Consider the following 16,755-nt stretch of genomic DNA (forward strand, 5'->3'; position numbering starts at 1 on the left):
CCGTCCGGACCCTGCGGCAGGTGACCGCCGCGCGGGCGCGGTCAGGCGGCGCGGCGGTCGCGGGCCTGTGCCGTGTACGGGCCGGGCGGCACCAGCCGCAGCGGGGCCGGCGCGGCCGGCTCCTCGGCCCGCAGCGCCCACCGCGAGCCGGTCGACCGGCCCCGCCCGGGCGGGGTGTCGCCGGGACGCCAGCCCGGCCGGGACAGCACCAGCATCACCGCCCAGCCGACCAGCAGGAAGCCGTGGCTGACCAGCCGGGTCATCGCCACCTGGCCGGTGATCAGGTCGTTGACCGACAGCAGCACCAGCATGGCAACGAACGCGCTGAGCATGGGCAGCAGCCCGGACGGGGTGGTGCGGCGCAGCGCGACGTAGAGGAAACCGGCGCCGACGGCCACGTTCCACGCCGCCGACTCGTGCCACAGGTGCTGGCCGGCGGTGTGCGCGTGCGCGACCACCGCCTCCCGGCCGATCTGCGCGAGGCCGAGCACCAGTTGCACCGCGCCGAGCAGGCCGAGCGCGCCGCGCAGCCCGAGGGCCAGCCGCTGGCGCCGGCTCGGCCGGGGCGGGGGCGCGGCGGCCAGCACCGCCTCGACCAGGTCGGGCACCCGAGGGGCCAGCTGCGTACGGGCCCGTCGGGTGACCGCGGCGGCCGACTCGAACCAGCCCCGGCAGCCGGCACAGCCGCTCAGGTGCGCCTCGGCCGCCTCGGTCTCCGACCGGGACGCCTCACCGTCCAGCTGTGCCGACAGGATCTCCCGCCACCGCTCACACGCCATGTAGGGATAGTCGTCCGGGCCGGCCGTCTGGTTCCCGGCGGGGTACCGGATCAGGCCGACACGCTGCCCGTACGCTCGGCCCACTCGGCCGCGCCGTCCGGCGCGACCAGCGCGGTGGTGTGCGTGTCGGACAGGAACGCGTACGCGTCGATCGGCGGGAAGGGCTCGCCGGTGACTACCCGGGGTGGGCGTGGGTAAGCGGGCGCCGACCGCCGCCGGGGGAGGGGGCCGAGTGACACGCGCGTTCGTGAACTGGTCCGGCAGCCTGTCCTTCACTCCCCAGCGGTGGGTCGAACCGGCCGACGAGGACGAGGTGCGCACGCTGGTGCGCCAGGCCAGGGAGACCGGGACCACCGTGCGGCCGGTCGGCTCGGGGCACTCGTCCAGCCCGCTGGTGCGTACCGACGGGGTCCTGCTCGGCCTGGACCGGCTGGCCGGGGTGATCTCCGACGACGGGCAGCTGGCCACCGCCTGGGCCGGCACCAGGCTCAAGGCGCTCGGTGAGGGGCTCTACGACGCCGGGCTGGCGATGGACAACCTGGGCGACGTCGACTACCAGTCGATCGCCGGGGCGACCGCCACCGGCACCCATGGCACCGGCCTCGGTTTCGGCAACCTGAGCACCCAGGTCACCGGCGTACGCCTGGTCACCGGCACCGGCGACACGCTGGACGTCGACGCGGAGCGCAACCCGCACCTGCTGCCGGCCGCCCGGCTCTCGCTCGGCGCGCTCGGCGTGGTCACCCGGATCACGCTCGACGTGCAGCCCCGCTACGAGCTGCACCGCCGCTCCTGGTGCGCGCACCTGGACTGGACCCTGGACCACCTCGCCGAACTTCAGCACACCAACCGCAACATGGACTTCTACTGGTATCCGCGCAGCGACCGGACCCAGATCCGCGTGATCAACCGGACCGACGAGGCCAACCAGCGGCCGTTGTGGCCCGGGACGGGCCGGCCGGACGGCGAGCCCCGGCAGAGCCAGGTCGGGCCGACCCACCGCACCATTCCCCGCAACCGGGAGCTGCGCTTCGAGGAGATCGAGTACATGCTGCCGTCGGAGGCGTTCCCGGCCTGTTTCGCCGAGGTGCGCCGCCGCATCCGCGAGCGGCACCGCCGGGTGGCCGGCTGGCGGGTGCTGGTGCGTACCATCGCGCCGGACGACATCTGGCTCAGCAACGCCTACGGCCGGCCCACCACCACCATCGCCTGCCTGCAGAACACCTCCCTGCCGTACGAGGAGTACTTCCGGGACATGGAGGCGGTCTTCCGGCACTACGGTGGCCGGCCGCACTGGGGCAAGAAGCACTGGCTCGGCGCGCGGGAGCTGCGCCCCCTCTATCCCCGCTGGGACGACTTCCGGGCGGTGCGTCGCCGGCTCGACCCGGACGGGGTGTTCCTCACCCCGGACCTGGCCCGGCTGCTGGAGGAGTCGTGACCGCCCCGGTCGGCGCGCGGATCTGGGTGGTGCCCGGCGGGCACGTGCCGTTCCCGGCGCACGGGCCGGAGCCGGAGTTCACCGGGTTCGACCAGCTCTGCGTGCTCAACGCCACCGACCACGACGCCGACCTGACGCTGGACTTCTACTACGAGGACGCCGAGCCGGTCGGGCCGTACCGGGTGCTGGTCGGCGCGCGCCGGATCCGGCACCTGCGGGTCAACGACCTGATCGACCCGGAGGCGGTGCGGCTGGACCGGGCGTACGGCTGCGTGCTGCGGTCCCCGGTGCCGGTGGTGGTGCAGTTCCTGCGCCAGGACACCCGGCTGCCCGGTGTGGTGGCGTTGACCGGCACGATGGCGTACCCGGGGTGAGGTTCGACCGGGCGGCGGCGGGTACCCCGGCGCATGCGGGAAGCCACCGACCGGCTGGGCGACCGGCTCCGCGAGGCCGGTCGGGCCAGCCGCCAGCGGGTACGCACGTACTTCATCGTCGCGGTCCAGGCCGGGCTGGCCGCCGCGTTGGCCTGGCTGATCGCCCGCGAGGTGCTGAGCAACCCGGACCCGACCTTCGCGCCCGCCGCGGCGGTCGGTGTCATCGCCGCCGCGCTCGGCGGCCGGACCCGGCGCACCGTCGAACTCGTCGTCGGGGTGGTGCTCGGCATCGTCGTCGGCGACATGCTGATCCGCCTGCTCGGCACCGGACCCTGGCAGACCGGCGCGGTCGTCTTCCTGGCGGTCAGCGCCGCCGTGGTGGTCCGCGGCACCGGCGCGCTGGTCACCCAGGCCGGCGGTACGGCCGTGCTGGTCGCCACGCTCACCCCGGTCTCACCCGACCTGGAACTGCCCCGCACGATCAACGCACTGGTCGGCGGCCTGGTCGGCCTGGTCGTGGTGCTGGTGCTGGCGCCGCTGAACCCGCTGCGCACGGTGCGTCGGGTCGCCGACCCGGCGCTGGACACGTTCGCCCGGGAGATGACCGCCTCGGCGGAGGCGCTGGCCCACGGCGACGCCCGCGCGGCCGACGCCGTGCTGGCCCGGATGCGCGCCGCCGAGCCCGAGCTGGACCAGATCGACGAGGTGGTCAACGCCGCCGACGAGGTGGTCCGGTTCTCCCCGGTGCGCTGGCGGCGACGGCGCGCGCTGGCCGCGTACCGCGACGGCGCCGAACACCTGGACCGGGCGTTCCGCAACAGCCGGGCCCTGGTCCGCCGGGTCGGCACCGCCCTGCGCGACCGGGAACCGGTACCGGCCGACCTGCCGGCCGCGCTGGAGCACTTCGGCACGGCGATCCGGCTGCTGCACCGGGAGTTCCTGGCCGCCCGGGAACCGCATGCCGCCCGGGAGCGGGTGCTGCGCGCGGTGCGTGACGCCGGAGCGGCGTGCCGGCAGGACATCGGCTTCTCCGGCACCATCGTGGTCTCCCAGTTGCGCACCGCCGCCAACGACGTGCTCCGCGCCACCGGCGTGCCGGCCGACGAGGCCCGCCGGCAGGTCCGCCGGGCCGCCGCGGCCCGCGCGCCGTAGCTCGGCCGCGCGCCGATGAGTTCGCCGGTCCGCCCGGGTCTACCGTCCGACCGACACACCACGGCACGGGAGTAGGCATGGGCCTCATCCACATCGAAATGTTCGCCACGCTCGACCTGGTCGGGCAGGCACCGGGCGGTCCCGACGAGGACCCGGTCGGGTTCCCGTTCGGGGGCTGGCAGGCGCCCCTGTTCGACGAGGTCGCCGGCGCGCAGGTCATGGCCGCGTACGAGGGCACCGACGCGCTGCTGCTCGGCCGCCGGACGTACGACATCTTCGCCGCCTACTGGCCGCACCAGGAGGGCGGGCAGGACAACGCGATCGCCGCGCTGTTCAACCGCGTCCCGAAGTACGTGGCCTCGCGTGGCCGGCCCGACCTGTCCTGGGCCGGGTCGACGCAGCTCGGCCCGGACCTGGCCGGCGCGGTGCGCGAGGTCCGGGACCGGCACGAGAACGTGAAGGTGGTCGGGAGCCTGAACCTGGTGCAGAGCCTTCTGCGGGAGAAGCTGTTCGACCGGATCGACCTCTGGCTGCACCCGGTCGTGCTCGGCGTCGGGAAGAAGGTCTTCGACGGCGGCGCCGTGCCCACGAACGTGACCCTGGTCGAGCCGCCGGTGGCCAACCCGAAGGGCACCGTCTACCTGCGCTACGGCCTCGCCGACGGTACCCCGGCGACCGGGGACATGGCCGTCCGCGATCAGGGCGCCGGACGCGTCGACTGACGCCCGCCCGGGGCTGCGGGTGCGGCGTCCAGGTGCGCGCGCAGCGCCGCGGCGATCTCGCCGGCGGCCCGGAGCTGGTCCGCGGTGAGCGCGTCGACGAAGAGTTCGCGGATGGCGCGCAGGTGCGGGGCGGTGGCTGCCCCGAACGCCGCCGCCCCGGCGGGCGTCAGGTGGACCTCCGCACCGCGCGGCTCGGCGGCGCACTCCTGGCGGCGGACGAGCCCGCGCCGTTCCATCCGCCCGAGGTGGTGGGAGAGCCGGCTGCGCTCCCAGCCGATCCGGGCGGCCAGTTCCGAGGAGCGCAGCTGCCGGTCCTCGGCCTCGCTGAGGGCCAGCAGCACGGCGTAGTCGCCCGGTGTCAGTGACGACTCGACCTGGAGCCGGGACGCGACCCGGGACCGGAGCGCCTCCGTGGTCTCGACGAATTCGCGCCAGATCCGCAGCTCCTCCCGGCTCGGAAGCCGGCGCCCACGGCCCGGACGGGGTGTGGCGTTCGCCATCCTTTTCCTCCAATTGACATGTCAATTCGCAGGCTACCGTGTTTGACATGTCAATCGCCCGCCATCGGAGGAGGGGACATGACAGCGGAGACGTTCGCCCTGGGGCTCAACTCGTTCGGCGAGGTCGCCACCGACGGCGACCGGATCCTGACCGACGCGCAGACCGTCCGGCTGCTCGTCGAGGAGGCCCGGCTCGCCGAGTCGGTCGGGCTCGACGTGTTCAGCGTGGGCGAGCACTACCGGGAGGGCCACACCGACTCGGCCACGCCGGTGCTGCTGGCCGCGATCGCGACGGCCACCGACCGGATCCGGCTCGGCACGTCGGTCACGGTGCTCAGCACCAACGACCCGGTCCGGCTCTACCACGAGTTCTCGACCCTCGACGCGGTGTCGAACGGTCGGGCCCAGATCGTCCTCGGCCGGGCGTCGGCCACCGAGTCGTTCCCCCTGTTCGGTTACGACCTCGCCGACTACGAGCGGTTGTTCGAGGAGAAGCTCGACCTGTTCGTCCGGCTCCAGCGGGACGAACCGGTCACCTGGAGCGGCACGGTACGGACGCCGCTGGTCGGGCAGCGCCTGCACCCGCGCATGCCGGCGGGCGGCATCCCGACCTGGATCGGCGTCGGCGGGAGTCCGGACTCGGTGCTCCGCGCCGCCCGCTACGGCCTACCCCTGATGCTCGCGGTCATCGGCGGACGCCCGCAGCGGTTCGCCGGCCACGTCGAGCTCTACCGGCGGGCGCTCGCCCGGGCCGGCCACCCGGTGCGGCCGATCGGCCAGCACTCGCTGGGTCTCGTCGCCGATACTGACGAGGAGGCGGTGGAGACCTGGTGGCGGTACTGGCAGCCGGTGGTGACCCGGCTCGCCGAGGAACGCGGCTTCTACCGGCCGGACCGCCGGCGCTACGAGGCCGAGATCGACCACGGGGCGCTCTACGTCGGGTCGCCCGAGACGGTCGCCCGGAAGATCGCCGCGACCGCCCGGGACCTGCGCCTGAGCCGCTTCGACCTGAAGTACGACATCACCCACCTGCCCCGTAAGGCGCGCGCACGGACGATCGAGCTGCTCGGCGGCGAGGTCGCCCCGCGGGTACGGGAGCTGCTGGCGAAGGAGCCCACCCATGCCTGACCTCGTGTTCGGCCTCGACACCTTCGGCGACGTGCCGGAGGACGACGCCGGTCGGCCGCTGTCGCACGCCGCCGCGATCCGGCAGGTCGTGGACGAGGCGGTGCTCGCCGACGACCTGGGCGTCGACGTCATCGCCCTCGGCGAGCACCACCGGCCGGAGTACTCGGTGTCGACCCCGGAGACCGTGCTGGCGGGGATCGCCACCCGTACCTCCCGGATCCGGCTCGCCTCCGGGGTGACGGTGCTCAGCTCGGACGACCCGGTGCGGGTGTTCCAACGCTTCGCGACCGTGGACGCGCTGTCGAACGGCCGGGCCGAGGTCATCCTCGGCCGGGGCTCGTTCACCGAGTCCTTCCCGCTGTTCGGCTACGACCTGAGCGACTACGACGTGCTGTTCGAGGAGAAGATCGAACTCTTCGCGAAGCTGCTGGAGGAGAAGCCGGTCACCTGGAGCGGCACGACGCGCGCCGCGCTGGAACACGCCGACGTCTTCCCGAAGACCGAGTCGGGACGCCTCAGCACCTGGGTGGGGGTCGGCGGCTCGCCGCAGTCCGTGGTGCGCACCGCCCACTACGGCTTCCCGCTCATGCTCGCCATCATCGGCGGCTCGCCCGAGCGGTTCGCGCCCTACCTCGACCTCTACCGGCGGGCCGCCGAGCAGTTCCACACCACCGCCCACCCGGTCGGCATGCACTCACCGGGGTTCGTCGCCGACACCGACGAGGAGGCCAGGGAGCTGTTCTGGCCGCACTACCGCATCATGCGGGACCGGATCGGCAAGCTGCGGGGCTGGCCGCCGATCCGGCGTACCGAGTTCGACGCCGAGGTGGCGCACGGCTCCCTCTACATCGGCTCGCCGGAGACCGTGGCCCGTCGGATGGCCGACGCGATCCGCGCCCTCGGCGTCGGCCGGTTCGACCTCATCTACACCGCCGGCGCCCAGCCGGTGAGCGCCCGCATGCGCGCCGTCGAGCTGTACGGCAGCCGGGTGATCCCGCTGGTCCGCGACATGCTCGCCGGTTGACGCCGGCCCCGGAAGGAGAACAGTGGACGGATCGCAGACCCTCGGCATCCTCGGCGCCGGCAAGGTGGGCACGGTGCTCGCCCGACTCGCGGTGGCCGCCGGCCACCGGGTGTTCGTCGCCGGCTCCGGCGACCCGGCGAAGATCGCCCTCACCGTCGAGGTGCTGACGCCCGGCGCGGTCGCCACCACGGCGGCCGACGCGGCGGCCCGCGCCGACGTCGTCGTCCTGGCCCTGCCGCTGGGCAAGTACCGGAGCATCCCGGTCGAGGCGTTGCGCGGCAAGCTCGTCGTCGACGCCATGAACTACTGGTGGGAGATCGACGGCATCCGCGACGACCTCACCGACCCGCGCACCTCGTCCAGCGAGACCGTGCAGGCGTACCTGCCCGGGTCACGCGTGGTGAAGGCGTTCAACCACATGGGCTACCACGACCTCGAGGACGAGGCCCGGCCGGCGGGCGCGGACGGCCGCAAGGCCATCGCGATCGCCGGTGACCGCCAGGACGACCTCGCCGTGGTCGCGTCCCTGGTGGACCGGCTCGGCTTCGACCCGGTCGTCGCGGGCCCGCTGGCCGAGGGCGTACGGCTGGAACCGGGCAGCGAGTCGTTCGGGGCCGACGTGAGCGCCGACGAGCTGCGGGCCATGCTCGACCGGTTCCCGGAATCCGAACGCGGGCGGGTCGTCGCCGAGGCGCGGGCCGGACGCCCGGGTCCGGCCTGACCCGCCGCGACCGCCGCCGGCGGAATCCGGTGGCGTCCGGGACGCCGGTCCGGAAGGCTCCCGGTCATGGTTTCGGTGGTGCAGAACGTGGCGATCGACTGTGCGGATGCCTACGGGCTGGCGCGCTTCTGGAGCGAGGTGACCGGGCGGCCGCTGCACCCGGAGGACCGACCGGGTGACCCGGAGGCCCAGGTGCTGCTGGCGGAGGGCCCGGTGCTGCACTTCAACCAGGTGCCCGAGCCCAAGACGTCGAAGAACCGGATCCACCTCTGCCTGCGCCCGGAGACCTCGCGCGACCCGGAGGTGGAGCGGCTGCTCGGCCTCGGCGCCACCCTGGTCGACGACCGGCGCCACCCGGACGGCTCCGGCTGGGCGGTGCTCGCCGACCCCGAGGGCAACGAGTTCTGCGTGCTGCGCAGCGCCGCCGACCGGGCCGCGACCGGGTCCTGACGCCTCTACAGGCCGAAGAAGTCCAGGTAGCCGTCGATCTGGTGGGCCAGCATCGGCTCGCCGGGGTGGGCGGCCAGGCCCCGGTCCCGGGCCGCGCGCAGCAGCGGCGTCTCCGCCGGCGACATGATGATGTCCGCGACCACCGCCCGGGCCGGCAGCTCGGCCACCGGGAACGGCGGCGGGTCCGTCGGGCGCAGCCCCAGCGGCGTCGCGTTGACCGCGAGGTCCGCGTCGGCCAGCCGCGGCCGGGACGCGCCGTGCACCCGGTCCGGGTACGCCTCCGACAGCCGCCCGCCCAGCGCGGCCAGGCGCGCCGGGTCGGTGTCGGTCAGGTGCAGCGCGGCCACCCCGGCGTCGAGCAGGGCCACCGCGATGGCGCTGCCCGCGCCGCCGGCCCCCACCAGGCAGACCCGCCGGCCGCGCGGATCGTGCCCGGCCGCCACCAGGGCGCGGACGAACCCGTCACCGTCGAACGTGTCCGCCGACCAGGTGCCGTCCGGTTCCCGGCGCAGCGCGTTGACGCTGCCGGCCAGCCGGGCCCGGTCGGTGACCCGGTCGGCCAGACCGAGCAGCGCCGCCTTGTGCGGCACGGTCACCAGCATCCCGTCCAGGTTGGCCACCCGGCGCAGCCCGGCCACCACGTCGGGCAGGGCGGCGGCCGGCACGTGCACCGGCACCAGCACGGCGTCCGTGCCGCGCCGGGCCAGCACCGGGTTGAGCAGGCCCGGCGCCCGCACCTGGGCGATCGGGTCGCCGAGCAGCGCGTACAGGCGGGTGGCGCCGCCGATCACGGTCATCGCACCGGCTGCGGTCGGCGTAGCCTCCGCAGCGCCCCGGCCCACGCCGCCACCTCGTCGAGCACGGTGCCCACCGCCTCCCGCTGGTGCGGCCCGGGCCGCAGGTCGCGGAACGCCACGAAGTCGGTGTGCAGCGAGAGCGCCACCTGGGAGCGGACCACCGGCACCGACACCTGGCCGAGCACCAGCCGCAGGTGCTCGGCGGCCCGGGTCCCGCCGTGCACCCCGTAGCTGACCAGCCCGGCCGGCTTGTGGTGCCACTCCTGGTAGAGCGCGTCGATCGCGTCCTTGAGCACGCCGGGAACCGAGTGGTTGTACTCCGGGGTGACGAAGACGAACGCGTCCAGCGCCGCGACGGTCGACCCCCAGCGGCGGATCGCCGGCCGGCCCGAGGGTGCCATCGACGGGGGCAGCGCCTCGGCGAAGTGCGGCAGCGGATGGTCCGCCAGGTCGACGAGTTCGGTGGTGACGTCCGTACGCCCGGCGGCGACGTCGCACACCCAGCGCGCCACCGCGTCGGCCTTGCGGCCCGGGCGGGTGCTGCCCGCGACGACCCCGATCCTGATCATTGGCTGGCCTCCCTGGTGTGGTCCCCGGTCCCGGTCGGGACCGGGGCGTCCGCGAGGTCGCGGGCGAGGTGGAGCGCGCCGTGCAGGGACGAGAGCCCGCCGAGCGCGGCGGCGGCCACCCGGGGCGCGGGTCGGCCCGCCCGGCCGCCGGCGGCGGCGAGGCGCCCGACCAGCGGCACGAACCCGGGCAGCCCGGCGGCGAAGCCGCCACCGACGACCGCCAGGTCGATGGCGAGCAGCTCGCCGAGGCTCACCACGGCGGCGGCCAGCGCGGCGCAGGCCGGCCGGATCGCCTCCACCGCCCACGGCCGCCCGTCGCGCAGCCCGGCGCGCAGCCGCCGGTGGTCCACCGGCCCGTCGCGCAGGCGCGCGGCCCGGCGCAGCGTCGCCGGCCCGGACGCGGTCGCCTGGAGGCAACCGGCCCGTCCGCAGTCGCACCGCTCTCCGTCGACGTCGACCACCATGTGTCCGACCTCGGCGGACGCGCCGGCCGGGACGTTGCGGCCGCCGAGCACGATCCCGCCGCCGACCCCGGTGCCCACCCCCAGGTAGAGCACGTCGTCCCGGCCCGCGTGCCGGGACTCGGCCAGCGCCGCCAGGTCGCCGTCGTCGGCGTACCCGGTCCGGGTGTCGGGGAAGAGCCGGCGCAGCGCGCCGGCCAGGTCCAGCCCGACCCAGCTCGGGCGGCCGGGCCAGGCGACGACGGTACCGCCCCGGTCGACGGTGGCCGGCATGGCCACGCCCACCGTGGCGACCGGGCCGAAGCCGGCCCGCAGCGCCGCCGCCTCGGTGGCCAGCAGCGACAGGTCGGCGGCCGGGTCCGCGCCGGCCGGCCAGGTGACGATCCGCTCGTACGCGGGCCGGCCGGCCGCCTCGGCGCGCAGCGCGACCTTCGTGCCTCCGACGTCGACGCCCAGCAGCGCGGCGCCCGGCCCGCCCGTCACGCCGGCCTCAGTGCGCCAGCAGGTGCAGGAACGCCAGCGCGGCCGCGGCGAACGCGAAGAACAGCGGCACCATGATCACCTTGCCGTCGTCCTTGGCGCGCAGGTGGTAGGCCACGGCGGCGATCAGCAGCACGGTGACGCCCACCGCGGCGACCAGGCCGAGCTGCCAGAACTTCAGGCCCAGCAGCAGCCCCGCGACGCCGGCCAGCTCCAGCAGGCCGATCACGCGGGTCAGCCCGGCGGAGACGCCGAGGTGCGACATCCGCTGGCGCATCTGCGCGTTGCCGGTGAGCTTCTGCACGGCCAGCGGCACCAGGATGATGGCGAGCAGCACGGTGAGAACGATGATCGCGACGGTCACGGGGATCCTCGGGGGTCGGGTCGCCACGACGGGCGACCGGGATGGGTGCGGTGGTGCGGTCGGTCAGGACACTGTGGAGACGAGCGCGCGGGCCGCCAGCCGGTAGCCGAGCGCGCCCAGACCCACGATCACCCCCGCGGCCAGCGGGGCGAGCACCGAGTCGTGTCGGAAGCTCTCCCGGGCCCACACGTTGGACAGGTGGACCTCCAGCCACGGGCGGGGATAGTTGGCCAACGCGTCGCGCAGGCTCCAACCGGCGATCATCAACGCGCCCGGGTTCACGATCGCGCCCACCGTCTCATAACTGTCCTGGATGGTACGGATCATCTCGCCCTCGCAGTCGTGCTGTCTCGCCACGACCCGCCAGCCCCGTCCGGCCACCTCCTCGCCGACCGCCCGCTCGATGTCCGCCAGCGTGTCGGTGCCGTAGATCTCCGGCTCCCGCCGGCCGAGGATGCCCAGGTTCGGGCCGTTGAGCAGGAGCACCTCGGACACGTGGCACCTCACCGGGAGCGGACGACGACAGGTCCTCGGAGTATCGGCCCGACGCGCCGACCGGCCACCGCCGGCAGGGGGCGGTTAGGGGCGGCTAGGGGCCGTTAGGGGAGGTCAGCGGCCTGCCGGCTCGGTTAGCGTCCCAGCCGGGCCGTTCCTATCGGGAGCAGGGAGTGGGACATCATGAGTGATCTGCCGGCGCCGGAGTTCCCCGCCTGGCCGCAGTTCGGCGACGAGGAGCGGACCGGCCTCGTCCGGGCCCTGGAACAGGGCCAGTGGTGGCGCGTCGGGGGCGACGAGGTCGACACGTTCGAGGCCGAGTTCGCCGCGTACCACGGCGCGCCGTACGCGCTGGCCGTCACCAACGGCACCCACGCGCTGGAGGTGGCGCTGGAGGTGCTCGGCGTCGGCCCCGGCACCGAGGTGATCGTCCCCGCCTTCACGTTCATCTCCTCGTCGCTGGCCGCGCAGCGCCTCGGCGCGGTGGCCGTGCCCGTCGACGTCGACCTGGACACCTACTGCGTCGACCCGGACGCGGTCGCCGCCGCCATCACCCCGCGCACGCGGGTGGTGATGCCGGTGCACATGGCCGGGCAGTTCGCCGACATGGACGCGCTCGACAAGATCGCCGCAGACGCCGGAGTCGCGCTGCTCCAGGACGCCGCGCACGCCCACGGCGCGCGGTGGCAGGGCAAGCGGGTCGGCGAACTCGGCTCCGTCGCCGCGTTCAGCTTCCAGAACGGCAAGCTGATGACCGCCGGCGAGGGCGGCGCGGTGCTCTTCCCCGACGAGGAGAGCTACGAGAAGGCGTTCCTCGTGCACAGCTGCGGCCGGCCCCGCACCGACCGCGACTACCTGCACCGCACCACCGGCTCGAACTACCGGATGAACGAGTTCAGCGCCGCCGTGCTGCGCGCCCAACTGTCCCGGCTGGACGGTCAGATCGCGCTGCGCGAGCAGCGCTGGCCGCTGCTGGCGAGCCTGCTCGCCGAGATCCCCGGCGTGGTGCCGCAGGGCCGCGACGAACGCGGTGACCGCAACCCGCACTACATGGCCATGTTCCGCGTACCCGGGATCACCATCGAACGCCGTCGGGCCGTGGTCGACGCGTTGATCGCCCGGGGCATCCCGGCGTTCGTGGCGTTCCGCGCGATCTACCGGTGCGACGGGTTCTGGCTGGCCGGCGCGCCGGACGAGACCGTCGAGCAGATCGCGGCACGGTGCCCGAACACCGAGCAGATCCACGCCGACTGCATCTGGCTGCACCACCGCACGCTGCTCGGCACCGAGGAGCAGATGCACCTGATCGCCGCCGTGCTCGCCGACGTGCTGGCCGGATGACCGGGCCGCAGCCGGCCGCCGCGCCGGTGCGTACCGTCCGGGTCGCGGTGGCCGGCCTCGGCTGGGCCGGACGGCAGATCTGGCTGCCCCGGCTCGCCGCGCACCCCCGGTTCACGGTCACCGCCGTGGTCGACCCGGACGCCGCCGCCCGGGAGCGGGCACGCGCCGACCACGGCGTCCCCGACGCGTACGCGGACGTGGCCGACCTGCCCGCGGGCGCGGCCGACCTCGTGGTGGTCGCGGTGCCCAACCACCTGCACGCCGCCGTCGCGGCCCGGCTGCTGCGCCGGGGCGTACCGGTGTTCCTGGAGAAGCCGGTCTGCCTCACCTCGGCCGAGGCGGACGACCTGGCCGACGCGGAGCGCTCCGGCGGGGCGGTGCTGCTGGCCGGCAGCGCCGCGCGCTACCGGGCCGACGTGCGTGCCCTGGTCGACGCCGCGGCCGGTCTCGGTCCGGTCCGGCACGTCGACGTGGCCTGGGTACGCGCTCGCGGCGTGCCCGACGCCGGCGGCTGGTTCACCCGGCGCGACCTCTCCGGCGGCGGCGCGCTGGTCGACCTCGGCTGGCACCTGCTCGACACCGTGCTGCCGTTGCTCGGGCCGGCCCCGGTCGCGCACGTCGTGGGCAGCGTCTCCGACGACTTCGTCAACGACGACGCCGCGCGGGCCGCCTGGCGTGGCACCGCCGGAACCGGCGGGCGAGGCGACGTCGAGGACACCGCCCGGGCCTTCCTGCTCACCGCCGACGGCGCGTCCGCCGCCCTGCACGCCTGCTGGGCGTCGCACGAGGCGCGCGACCGGACCACCGTCTCCGTGCACGGCACCGCCGGGTCGGTGACGTTGCGCTGCACGTTCGGGTTCAGCCCCAACCGGGACGCCACGCCGGAGCTGACCCGCACCCGTGACGGGGAGACGGTCCGCCTGCCGCTGCCCGCCGAGCCCATCGGCGCCGAGTACGACCGGCAGCTCGACGCCCTGCCCGACCTGCTCGCCGACCCGGCGAGCCGGGGCGTGGCCGCGGCCGACGCCCGCCGCACCATCGACGCCATCGAACGCGTCTACCGCTGCGCCCGGCCCACCCCGCCGGTGCACGCGCTGGCGGGAGCGCGCGACCGGTGAGAACCACCGGCGACCTCACCCACCGGGAGCAGCCATGAGCCAGCCGCCGTCCACCGCCGGCGCCGCCGTCCTCGCCCCCCGACCGGGCCCGATCCGGGCCGTCGTGTTCGACCTCGACGGGGTCGTGGTCGACAGCTCGGCGGTGATGCGTGAGGCGTTCAGCATCGCGTACGCCGAGGTGGTCGGCGGCGGGCTGGCGCCGTTCGAGGAGTACAACCGGCACATGGGGCGGTACTTCCCGGACATCATGCGGCTGATGGGGCTGCCGCTGGAGATGGAGGGACCGTTCGTCCGGGAGAGCTACCGGCTGGCTCACCGGGTGCCGCTGTTCCCCGGTGTCCGCGAGACGCTGGAGGCGCTGCACGAGCGGGGGATCCGGATGGCGGTGGCCACCGGCAAGAGCGGCCCGCGCGCCCGGTCGCTGCTCGACCTGCTCGGCGTGCTCGCCCTGTTCGACCACGTGATCGGCTCGGACGAGGTGCCCCGGCCCAAGCCCGCCCCGGACATCGTGCTGCGCGCGTTGGACCTGCTGGGCATGCCGCCGACCGCGGCGATGATGGTCGGTGACGCGATCACGGACCTGACCAGCGGCCGGGAGGCCGGGGTGACCACGGTCGCCACCACCTGGCACGGCGGCGACGTGACGGCCCTGCTCGCGGCCGGCCCCGACCTGGTCGCCCACAAACCCGACGAGCTGCTCACCCACTGCCCGGCGGTGCTCTGACGTCCGCGCCCCGACCGGCGAGCGTGATCGACACCAGTTCGGGGAGGTGGCGGCGTCTGCGGCTGGTCGATGCCGCCACTTCGGCGAGCTGGCGGCGCAGGCCGGACCCCGTCGCTACATCGTGGCCAGAGCGGCCCGGACCTCGGCCTCCGGCACGTCGGGAACCAGCTCCGGGCCCGCCGGGCCGTCGAGCACGAAGGACAGGCCGGCGGTGGATTTCTTGTCCCGCCGCATGAACGCGATCAGCTCGTCGGCGTCCACCCCCGACGGCAGGCCGGTGTCCAGGCCGTAGCCGGCGACCACCTCGTGGTGCTCGGCGACCCGCGCGGCGGGGATCCGGCCCAGCCGGCCGGCCAGCCGACCCGCGAAAACCGTGCCGACGCCGACCGCCTCGCCGTGGCGCAGCCGGAAGTCGGTGGCCCGTTCCAGCGCGTGCCCCAGCGTGTGGCCGTAGTTGAGGATGTGCCGCAGCCCCGCGTCGCGCTCGTCGGCGGCAACCACCCGGGCCTTGAGCGCCACGCACGCGGTGATCTGCTCCGGCACGGTCCGCCCGCGCAGGTCGCCGGCGCCGATGAAGTGGGCGCGGGCGATCTCCCCGTAGCCGTTGCGCCGCTCCACCTCCGGCAGCGTGCCCAGGTAGTCGGTGTCGCAGAGCACGGCGCGCGGCTGCCAGTAGACGCCGACCAGGTTCTTGCCCTCGGGCAGGTTCACCGCCGTCTTCCCGCCGACGCTGGCGTCCACCTGGGCCAGCAGCGACGTCGGCAGGTGAAGCACCGCGACGCCCCGGTGGTAGAGGCCGGCGGCCAGACCCACCACGTCGGTGGTGGTGCCGCCGCCGCAGGAGACCACCGCGTCGGCGCGGGTCAGCCCGAACCCGGCGAACGCCCGGCACAGCGACTCCACGGTGGCCAGCGTCTTGTCGTGCTCGCCGTCGCGGGCCGGCACCACCCGGTGCGGCACGCCCGGGTCGGGCGTCCACTGCGGCGGCCGGGCCGAGACCACCACGACCCGGCGGGCTCCGACGCGCGCCACCTCCGCCGCCAGCCGATGCCGCACGCCGGGGCCGACGACCACCGGGTACGACCGGTCGCCCAGCTCCACGTCGACGGTACGGGCGCTCACGCTGCCCTGGACGGTCATGCGACTCTCCCGGCGGTCGAGGAATCCACTGTCAGCCGGCCCGTCCGCCGGGTGCGGGCAGGCCCGGCCCGACCATCCGCAGCGCCAGCGCGGCCAGCGAGTCGACGGCCGGGTCGATGCCCCACCGGCGGTGGCTCAGCTGGGCGTGCGTGGCGATCAGGAAGCCGCGCGGCGCGGCCGGGTGGTCCTGCGCGGCCACCTCGCCGACCCGGTCCAGGTAGCGGCCCCAGGCCTCCGCCACCGGGTCCTCGGCCAGCGGCAGGTCGCCGGCGGCCAGCACGATCTTGTCCGCGCCGGCCTGCGCCTGCGCGGCCAGGTCCCGGCGCTGCGCCCCGGTCAGCGGACGGCTGCGGTCCTGCCAGTGCAGGAACAGGAAGGCCGCCCGGTCGCCGGCCGGCACCAACCCGCACAGGTGCCGCAGGTGCGCCACCGCCAGCGGCAGCTCCAGCCCGGCCAGCCACGGCGGCTCACCGCCGAGCAGCGTCAACGCCAGCTCGCTGCCGGCGTGCGCGAGCGGACCGCCGCGCGCCGGGTCCCGCACCGCGTACGCCGGGGGCGCCGGCCGGGCGGCCGGGCCGAGACGGTCGCGCGCCAGGTCGAGCGCGGCGGGCCCGGCGTGCAGGCCCAGCCGCAGCCGCGTCGGGGCGGGGGAGTCGAGGCGGTCGAAGAACCAGCACACCCCCGGGTCGGCGGCGCGCACCTCGGCGACCAGCCGCGCCACCACGGTGCCGACCAGCTCGGCCGCCCGCACGTCGACGCACCCCGTGCCGGGCACGGCGAGGTCGGCGAACAACCAGGAGCGGTCCATGGCACCTCGACTGTCGGCGGTGGATACGCGGCGTCCTCGGGGCGAGCCCATCATCACCGCGCCGCCCCGCCGGACCACCCGGGCGCGGCCGGGAACCGGGGTCCGGTTAGGGGGCGACAGGGGTAGGTCGTCGCCGGGCCGCTGGCCAGACTTGGGCCGTTACGGCGAGG

Annotated in this window: 21 protein-coding genes; 11 read left to right on the forward strand and 10 right to left on the reverse strand. The window is 75.2% G+C overall.

What is annotated here, in order from left to right; genetic code table 11:
• Window positions 1-41 precede the first annotated feature (41 nt).
• The gene (locus tag ACN27B_RS23920) at window positions 42-779 is read right to left on the reverse strand and encodes a zf-HC2 domain-containing protein (protein WP_422741563.1); all 738 of its coding nucleotides are present in this window, start codon (window positions 777-779) and stop codon (window positions 42-44) included.
• Between the two features lie 50 nt (window positions 780-829).
• A complete protein-coding gene (locus ACN27B_RS23925; RefSeq protein ID WP_422741564.1) occupies window positions 830-1,018 on the reverse strand; it encodes a hypothetical protein in 189 nt (62 codons plus the stop codon).
• On the opposite strand from ACN27B_RS23925, the gene ACN27B_RS23930 reads away from it, so the two are divergent.
• The 4 genes from ACN27B_RS23930 to ACN27B_RS23945 all read left to right on the forward strand — a co-directional run bounded on the left by ACN27B_RS23930 (window position 1,012) and on the right by ACN27B_RS23945 (window position 4,465).
• Window positions 1,012-2,217, forward strand: a complete 1,206-nt coding sequence (locus ACN27B_RS23930; RefSeq protein ID WP_099161159.1) for a D-arabinono-1,4-lactone oxidase — start codon at window positions 1,012-1,014, stop codon at window positions 2,215-2,217. The genes ACN27B_RS23925 and ACN27B_RS23930 overlap by 7 nt on opposite strands.
• Entirely contained in the window at window positions 2,214-2,591 is a 378-nt protein-coding gene (locus ACN27B_RS23935; RefSeq protein WP_355525872.1) for a sensory rhodopsin transducer, read from the forward strand. The genes ACN27B_RS23930 and ACN27B_RS23935 overlap by 4 nt, the downstream gene beginning before the upstream one ends.
• A gap of 33 nt (window positions 2,592-2,624) precedes the next feature.
• Window positions 2,625-3,743, forward strand: a complete 1,119-nt coding sequence (locus ACN27B_RS23940; RefSeq protein WP_099161157.1) for an FUSC family protein — start codon at window positions 2,625-2,627, stop codon at window positions 3,741-3,743.
• A gap of 77 nt (window positions 3,744-3,820) precedes the next feature.
• Window positions 3,821-4,465 carry a dihydrofolate reductase family protein gene (locus ACN27B_RS23945; RefSeq protein WP_422741565.1) on the forward strand — a complete coding sequence of 215 codons (645 nt, stop codon included), beginning with the start codon at window positions 3,821-3,823 and terminating at the stop codon, window positions 4,463-4,465.
• Here the strand turns inward: ACN27B_RS23945 and ACN27B_RS23950 are convergent.
• Entirely contained in the window at window positions 4,441-4,965 is a 525-nt protein-coding gene (locus ACN27B_RS23950) for a MarR family winged helix-turn-helix transcriptional regulator (protein WP_422741566.1), read from the reverse strand. The genes ACN27B_RS23945 and ACN27B_RS23950 overlap by 25 nt on opposite strands.
• A 78-nt stretch (window positions 4,966-5,043) precedes the next feature.
• Here ACN27B_RS23950 and ACN27B_RS23955 point away from each other — a divergent pair, with 78 nt between their 5' ends.
• From ACN27B_RS23955 to ACN27B_RS23970, 4 genes are all read left to right on the forward strand, one after another.
• Window positions 5,044-6,093 carry an LLM class flavin-dependent oxidoreductase gene (locus ACN27B_RS23955; protein ID WP_422741567.1) on the forward strand — a complete coding sequence of 350 codons (1,050 nt, stop codon included), beginning with the start codon at window positions 5,044-5,046 and terminating at the stop codon, window positions 6,091-6,093.
• Window positions 6,086-7,117, forward strand: coding sequence for an LLM class flavin-dependent oxidoreductase (locus ACN27B_RS23960; RefSeq protein ID WP_422741568.1), 1,032 nt, complete (start codon window positions 6,086-6,088; stop codon window positions 7,115-7,117). Before ACN27B_RS23955 ends, ACN27B_RS23960 begins: the two co-directional genes overlap by 8 nt.
• Before the next feature lie 22 nt (window positions 7,118-7,139).
• Complete coding sequence (locus ACN27B_RS23965; protein WP_422741569.1) at window positions 7,140-7,838, forward strand: NADPH-dependent F420 reductase; 699 nt, start codon at window positions 7,140-7,142, stop codon at window positions 7,836-7,838.
• Between the two features lie 66 nt (window positions 7,839-7,904).
• A complete protein-coding gene (locus ACN27B_RS23970; protein ID WP_099161151.1) occupies window positions 7,905-8,288 on the forward strand; it encodes a VOC family protein in 384 nt (127 codons plus the stop codon).
• A gap of 5 nt (window positions 8,289-8,293) precedes the next feature.
• Here ACN27B_RS23970 and ACN27B_RS23975 read toward each other — a convergent pair whose 3' ends face one another.
• The 5 genes from ACN27B_RS23975 to ACN27B_RS23995 form a co-directional block, all read right to left on the reverse strand.
• Window positions 8,294-9,085, reverse strand: a complete 792-nt coding sequence (locus ACN27B_RS23975; protein WP_099161150.1) for a shikimate dehydrogenase family protein — start codon at window positions 9,083-9,085, stop codon at window positions 8,294-8,296.
• A complete protein-coding gene (locus ACN27B_RS23980; RefSeq protein WP_422741570.1) occupies window positions 9,082-9,654 on the reverse strand; it encodes an NADPH-dependent FMN reductase in 573 nt (190 codons plus the stop codon). Before ACN27B_RS23980 ends, ACN27B_RS23975 begins: the two co-directional genes overlap by 4 nt.
• The gene (locus ACN27B_RS23985; RefSeq protein ID WP_422741571.1) at window positions 9,651-10,598 is read right to left on the reverse strand and encodes an ROK family protein; all 948 of its coding nucleotides are present in this window, start codon (window positions 10,596-10,598) and stop codon (window positions 9,651-9,653) included. The genes ACN27B_RS23980 and ACN27B_RS23985 overlap by 4 nt, the downstream gene beginning before the upstream one ends.
• 7 nt (window positions 10,599-10,605) lie before the next feature.
• The gene (locus ACN27B_RS23990; RefSeq protein WP_091574923.1) at window positions 10,606-10,959 is read right to left on the reverse strand and encodes a DoxX family protein; all 354 of its coding nucleotides are present in this window, start codon (window positions 10,957-10,959) and stop codon (window positions 10,606-10,608) included.
• 63 nt (window positions 10,960-11,022) lie between these two features.
• A complete protein-coding gene (locus tag ACN27B_RS23995; protein WP_091574919.1) occupies window positions 11,023-11,454 on the reverse strand; it encodes a type II 3-dehydroquinate dehydratase in 432 nt (143 codons plus the stop codon).
• A gap of 183 nt (window positions 11,455-11,637) precedes the next feature.
• Between ACN27B_RS23995 and ACN27B_RS24000 the strand changes: the two genes are divergently transcribed.
• The 3 genes from ACN27B_RS24000 to ACN27B_RS24010 are packed head-to-tail and all read left to right on the forward strand — an operon-like array spanning window position 11,638 to window position 14,637.
• Window positions 11,638-12,795: a DegT/DnrJ/EryC1/StrS family aminotransferase gene (locus ACN27B_RS24000; RefSeq protein WP_099161147.1), complete on the forward strand. Its 1,158-nt coding sequence runs from the start codon at window positions 11,638-11,640 to the stop codon at window positions 12,793-12,795.
• Window positions 12,792-13,913, forward strand: coding sequence for a Gfo/Idh/MocA family protein (locus tag ACN27B_RS24005; RefSeq protein ID WP_422741572.1), 1,122 nt, complete (start codon window positions 12,792-12,794; stop codon window positions 13,911-13,913). The genes ACN27B_RS24000 and ACN27B_RS24005 overlap by 4 nt, the downstream gene beginning before the upstream one ends.
• Window positions 13,914-13,947: 34 nt before the next feature.
• On the forward strand, window positions 13,948-14,637 hold the full coding sequence (locus ACN27B_RS24010) for an HAD-IA family hydrolase (protein WP_422741573.1): 690 nt from the start codon (window positions 13,948-13,950) through the stop codon (window positions 14,635-14,637).
• A 114-nt stretch (window positions 14,638-14,751) separates the two neighbouring features.
• Here the strand turns inward: ACN27B_RS24010 and ACN27B_RS24015 are convergent, their stop codons facing one another.
• Window positions 14,752-15,777 (reverse strand): 3-dehydroquinate synthase family protein, encoded by a 1,026-nt coding sequence (locus ACN27B_RS24015; RefSeq protein ID WP_422741574.1) that lies wholly within the window; start codon window positions 15,775-15,777, stop codon window positions 14,752-14,754.
• A 31-nt stretch (window positions 15,778-15,808) separates the two neighbouring features.
• Entirely contained in the window at window positions 15,809-16,585 is a 777-nt protein-coding gene (locus tag ACN27B_RS24020; RefSeq protein ID WP_422741575.1) for a hypothetical protein, read from the reverse strand.
• Between the last annotated feature and the right edge of the window lie 170 nt (window positions 16,586-16,755).

Source organism: Micromonospora sp. WMMD754 (assembly GCF_049315235.1).
Lineage (GTDB): Bacteria > Actinomycetota > Actinomycetes > Mycobacteriales > Micromonosporaceae > Micromonospora > Micromonospora sediminicola.

What these genes read in the sequence shown, in the direction of transcription:
- ACN27B_RS23950 (WP_422741566.1), bottom strand. Translation starts at nt 4,965, where the DNA reads ATGGCGAACGCCACACCCCGTCCGGGCCGTGGGCGCCGGCTTCCGAGC.
- ACN27B_RS23960 (WP_422741568.1), top strand. Translation starts at nt 6,086, where the DNA reads ATGCCTGACCTCGTGTTCGGCCTCGACACCTTCGGCGACGTGCCGGAG.
- ACN27B_RS23920 (WP_422741563.1), bottom strand. Translation starts at nt 779, where the DNA reads ATGGCGTGTGAGCGGTGGCGGGAGATCCTGTCGGCACAGCTGGACGGT.
- ACN27B_RS24015 (WP_422741574.1), bottom strand. Translation starts at nt 15,777, where the DNA reads ATGACCGTCCAGGGCAGCGTGAGCGCCCGTACCGTCGACGTGGAGCTG.
- ACN27B_RS23955 (WP_422741567.1), top strand. Translation starts at nt 5,044, where the DNA reads ATGACAGCGGAGACGTTCGCCCTGGGGCTCAACTCGTTCGGCGAGGTC.
- ACN27B_RS23970 (WP_099161151.1), top strand. Translation starts at nt 7,905, where the DNA reads ATGGTTTCGGTGGTGCAGAACGTGGCGATCGACTGTGCGGATGCCTAC.
- ACN27B_RS24005 (WP_422741572.1), top strand. Translation starts at nt 12,792, where the DNA reads ATGACCGGGCCGCAGCCGGCCGCCGCGCCGGTGCGTACCGTCCGGGTC.
- ACN27B_RS24020 (WP_422741575.1), bottom strand. Translation starts at nt 16,585, where the DNA reads ATGGACCGCTCCTGGTTGTTCGCCGACCTCGCCGTGCCCGGCACGGGG.
- ACN27B_RS23980 (WP_422741570.1), bottom strand. Translation starts at nt 9,654, where the DNA reads ATGATCAGGATCGGGGTCGTCGCGGGCAGCACCCGCCCGGGCCGCAAG.
- ACN27B_RS24000 (WP_099161147.1), top strand. Translation starts at nt 11,638, where the DNA reads ATGAGTGATCTGCCGGCGCCGGAGTTCCCCGCCTGGCCGCAGTTCGGC.
- ACN27B_RS23940 (WP_099161157.1), top strand. Translation starts at nt 2,625, where the DNA reads ATGCGGGAAGCCACCGACCGGCTGGGCGACCGGCTCCGCGAGGCCGGT.
- ACN27B_RS23945 (WP_422741565.1), top strand. Translation starts at nt 3,821, where the DNA reads ATGGGCCTCATCCACATCGAAATGTTCGCCACGCTCGACCTGGTCGGG.
- ACN27B_RS23975 (WP_099161150.1), bottom strand. Translation starts at nt 9,085, where the DNA reads ATGACCGTGATCGGCGGCGCCACCCGCCTGTACGCGCTGCTCGGCGAC.
- ACN27B_RS24010 (WP_422741573.1), top strand. Translation starts at nt 13,948, where the DNA reads ATGAGCCAGCCGCCGTCCACCGCCGGCGCCGCCGTCCTCGCCCCCCGA.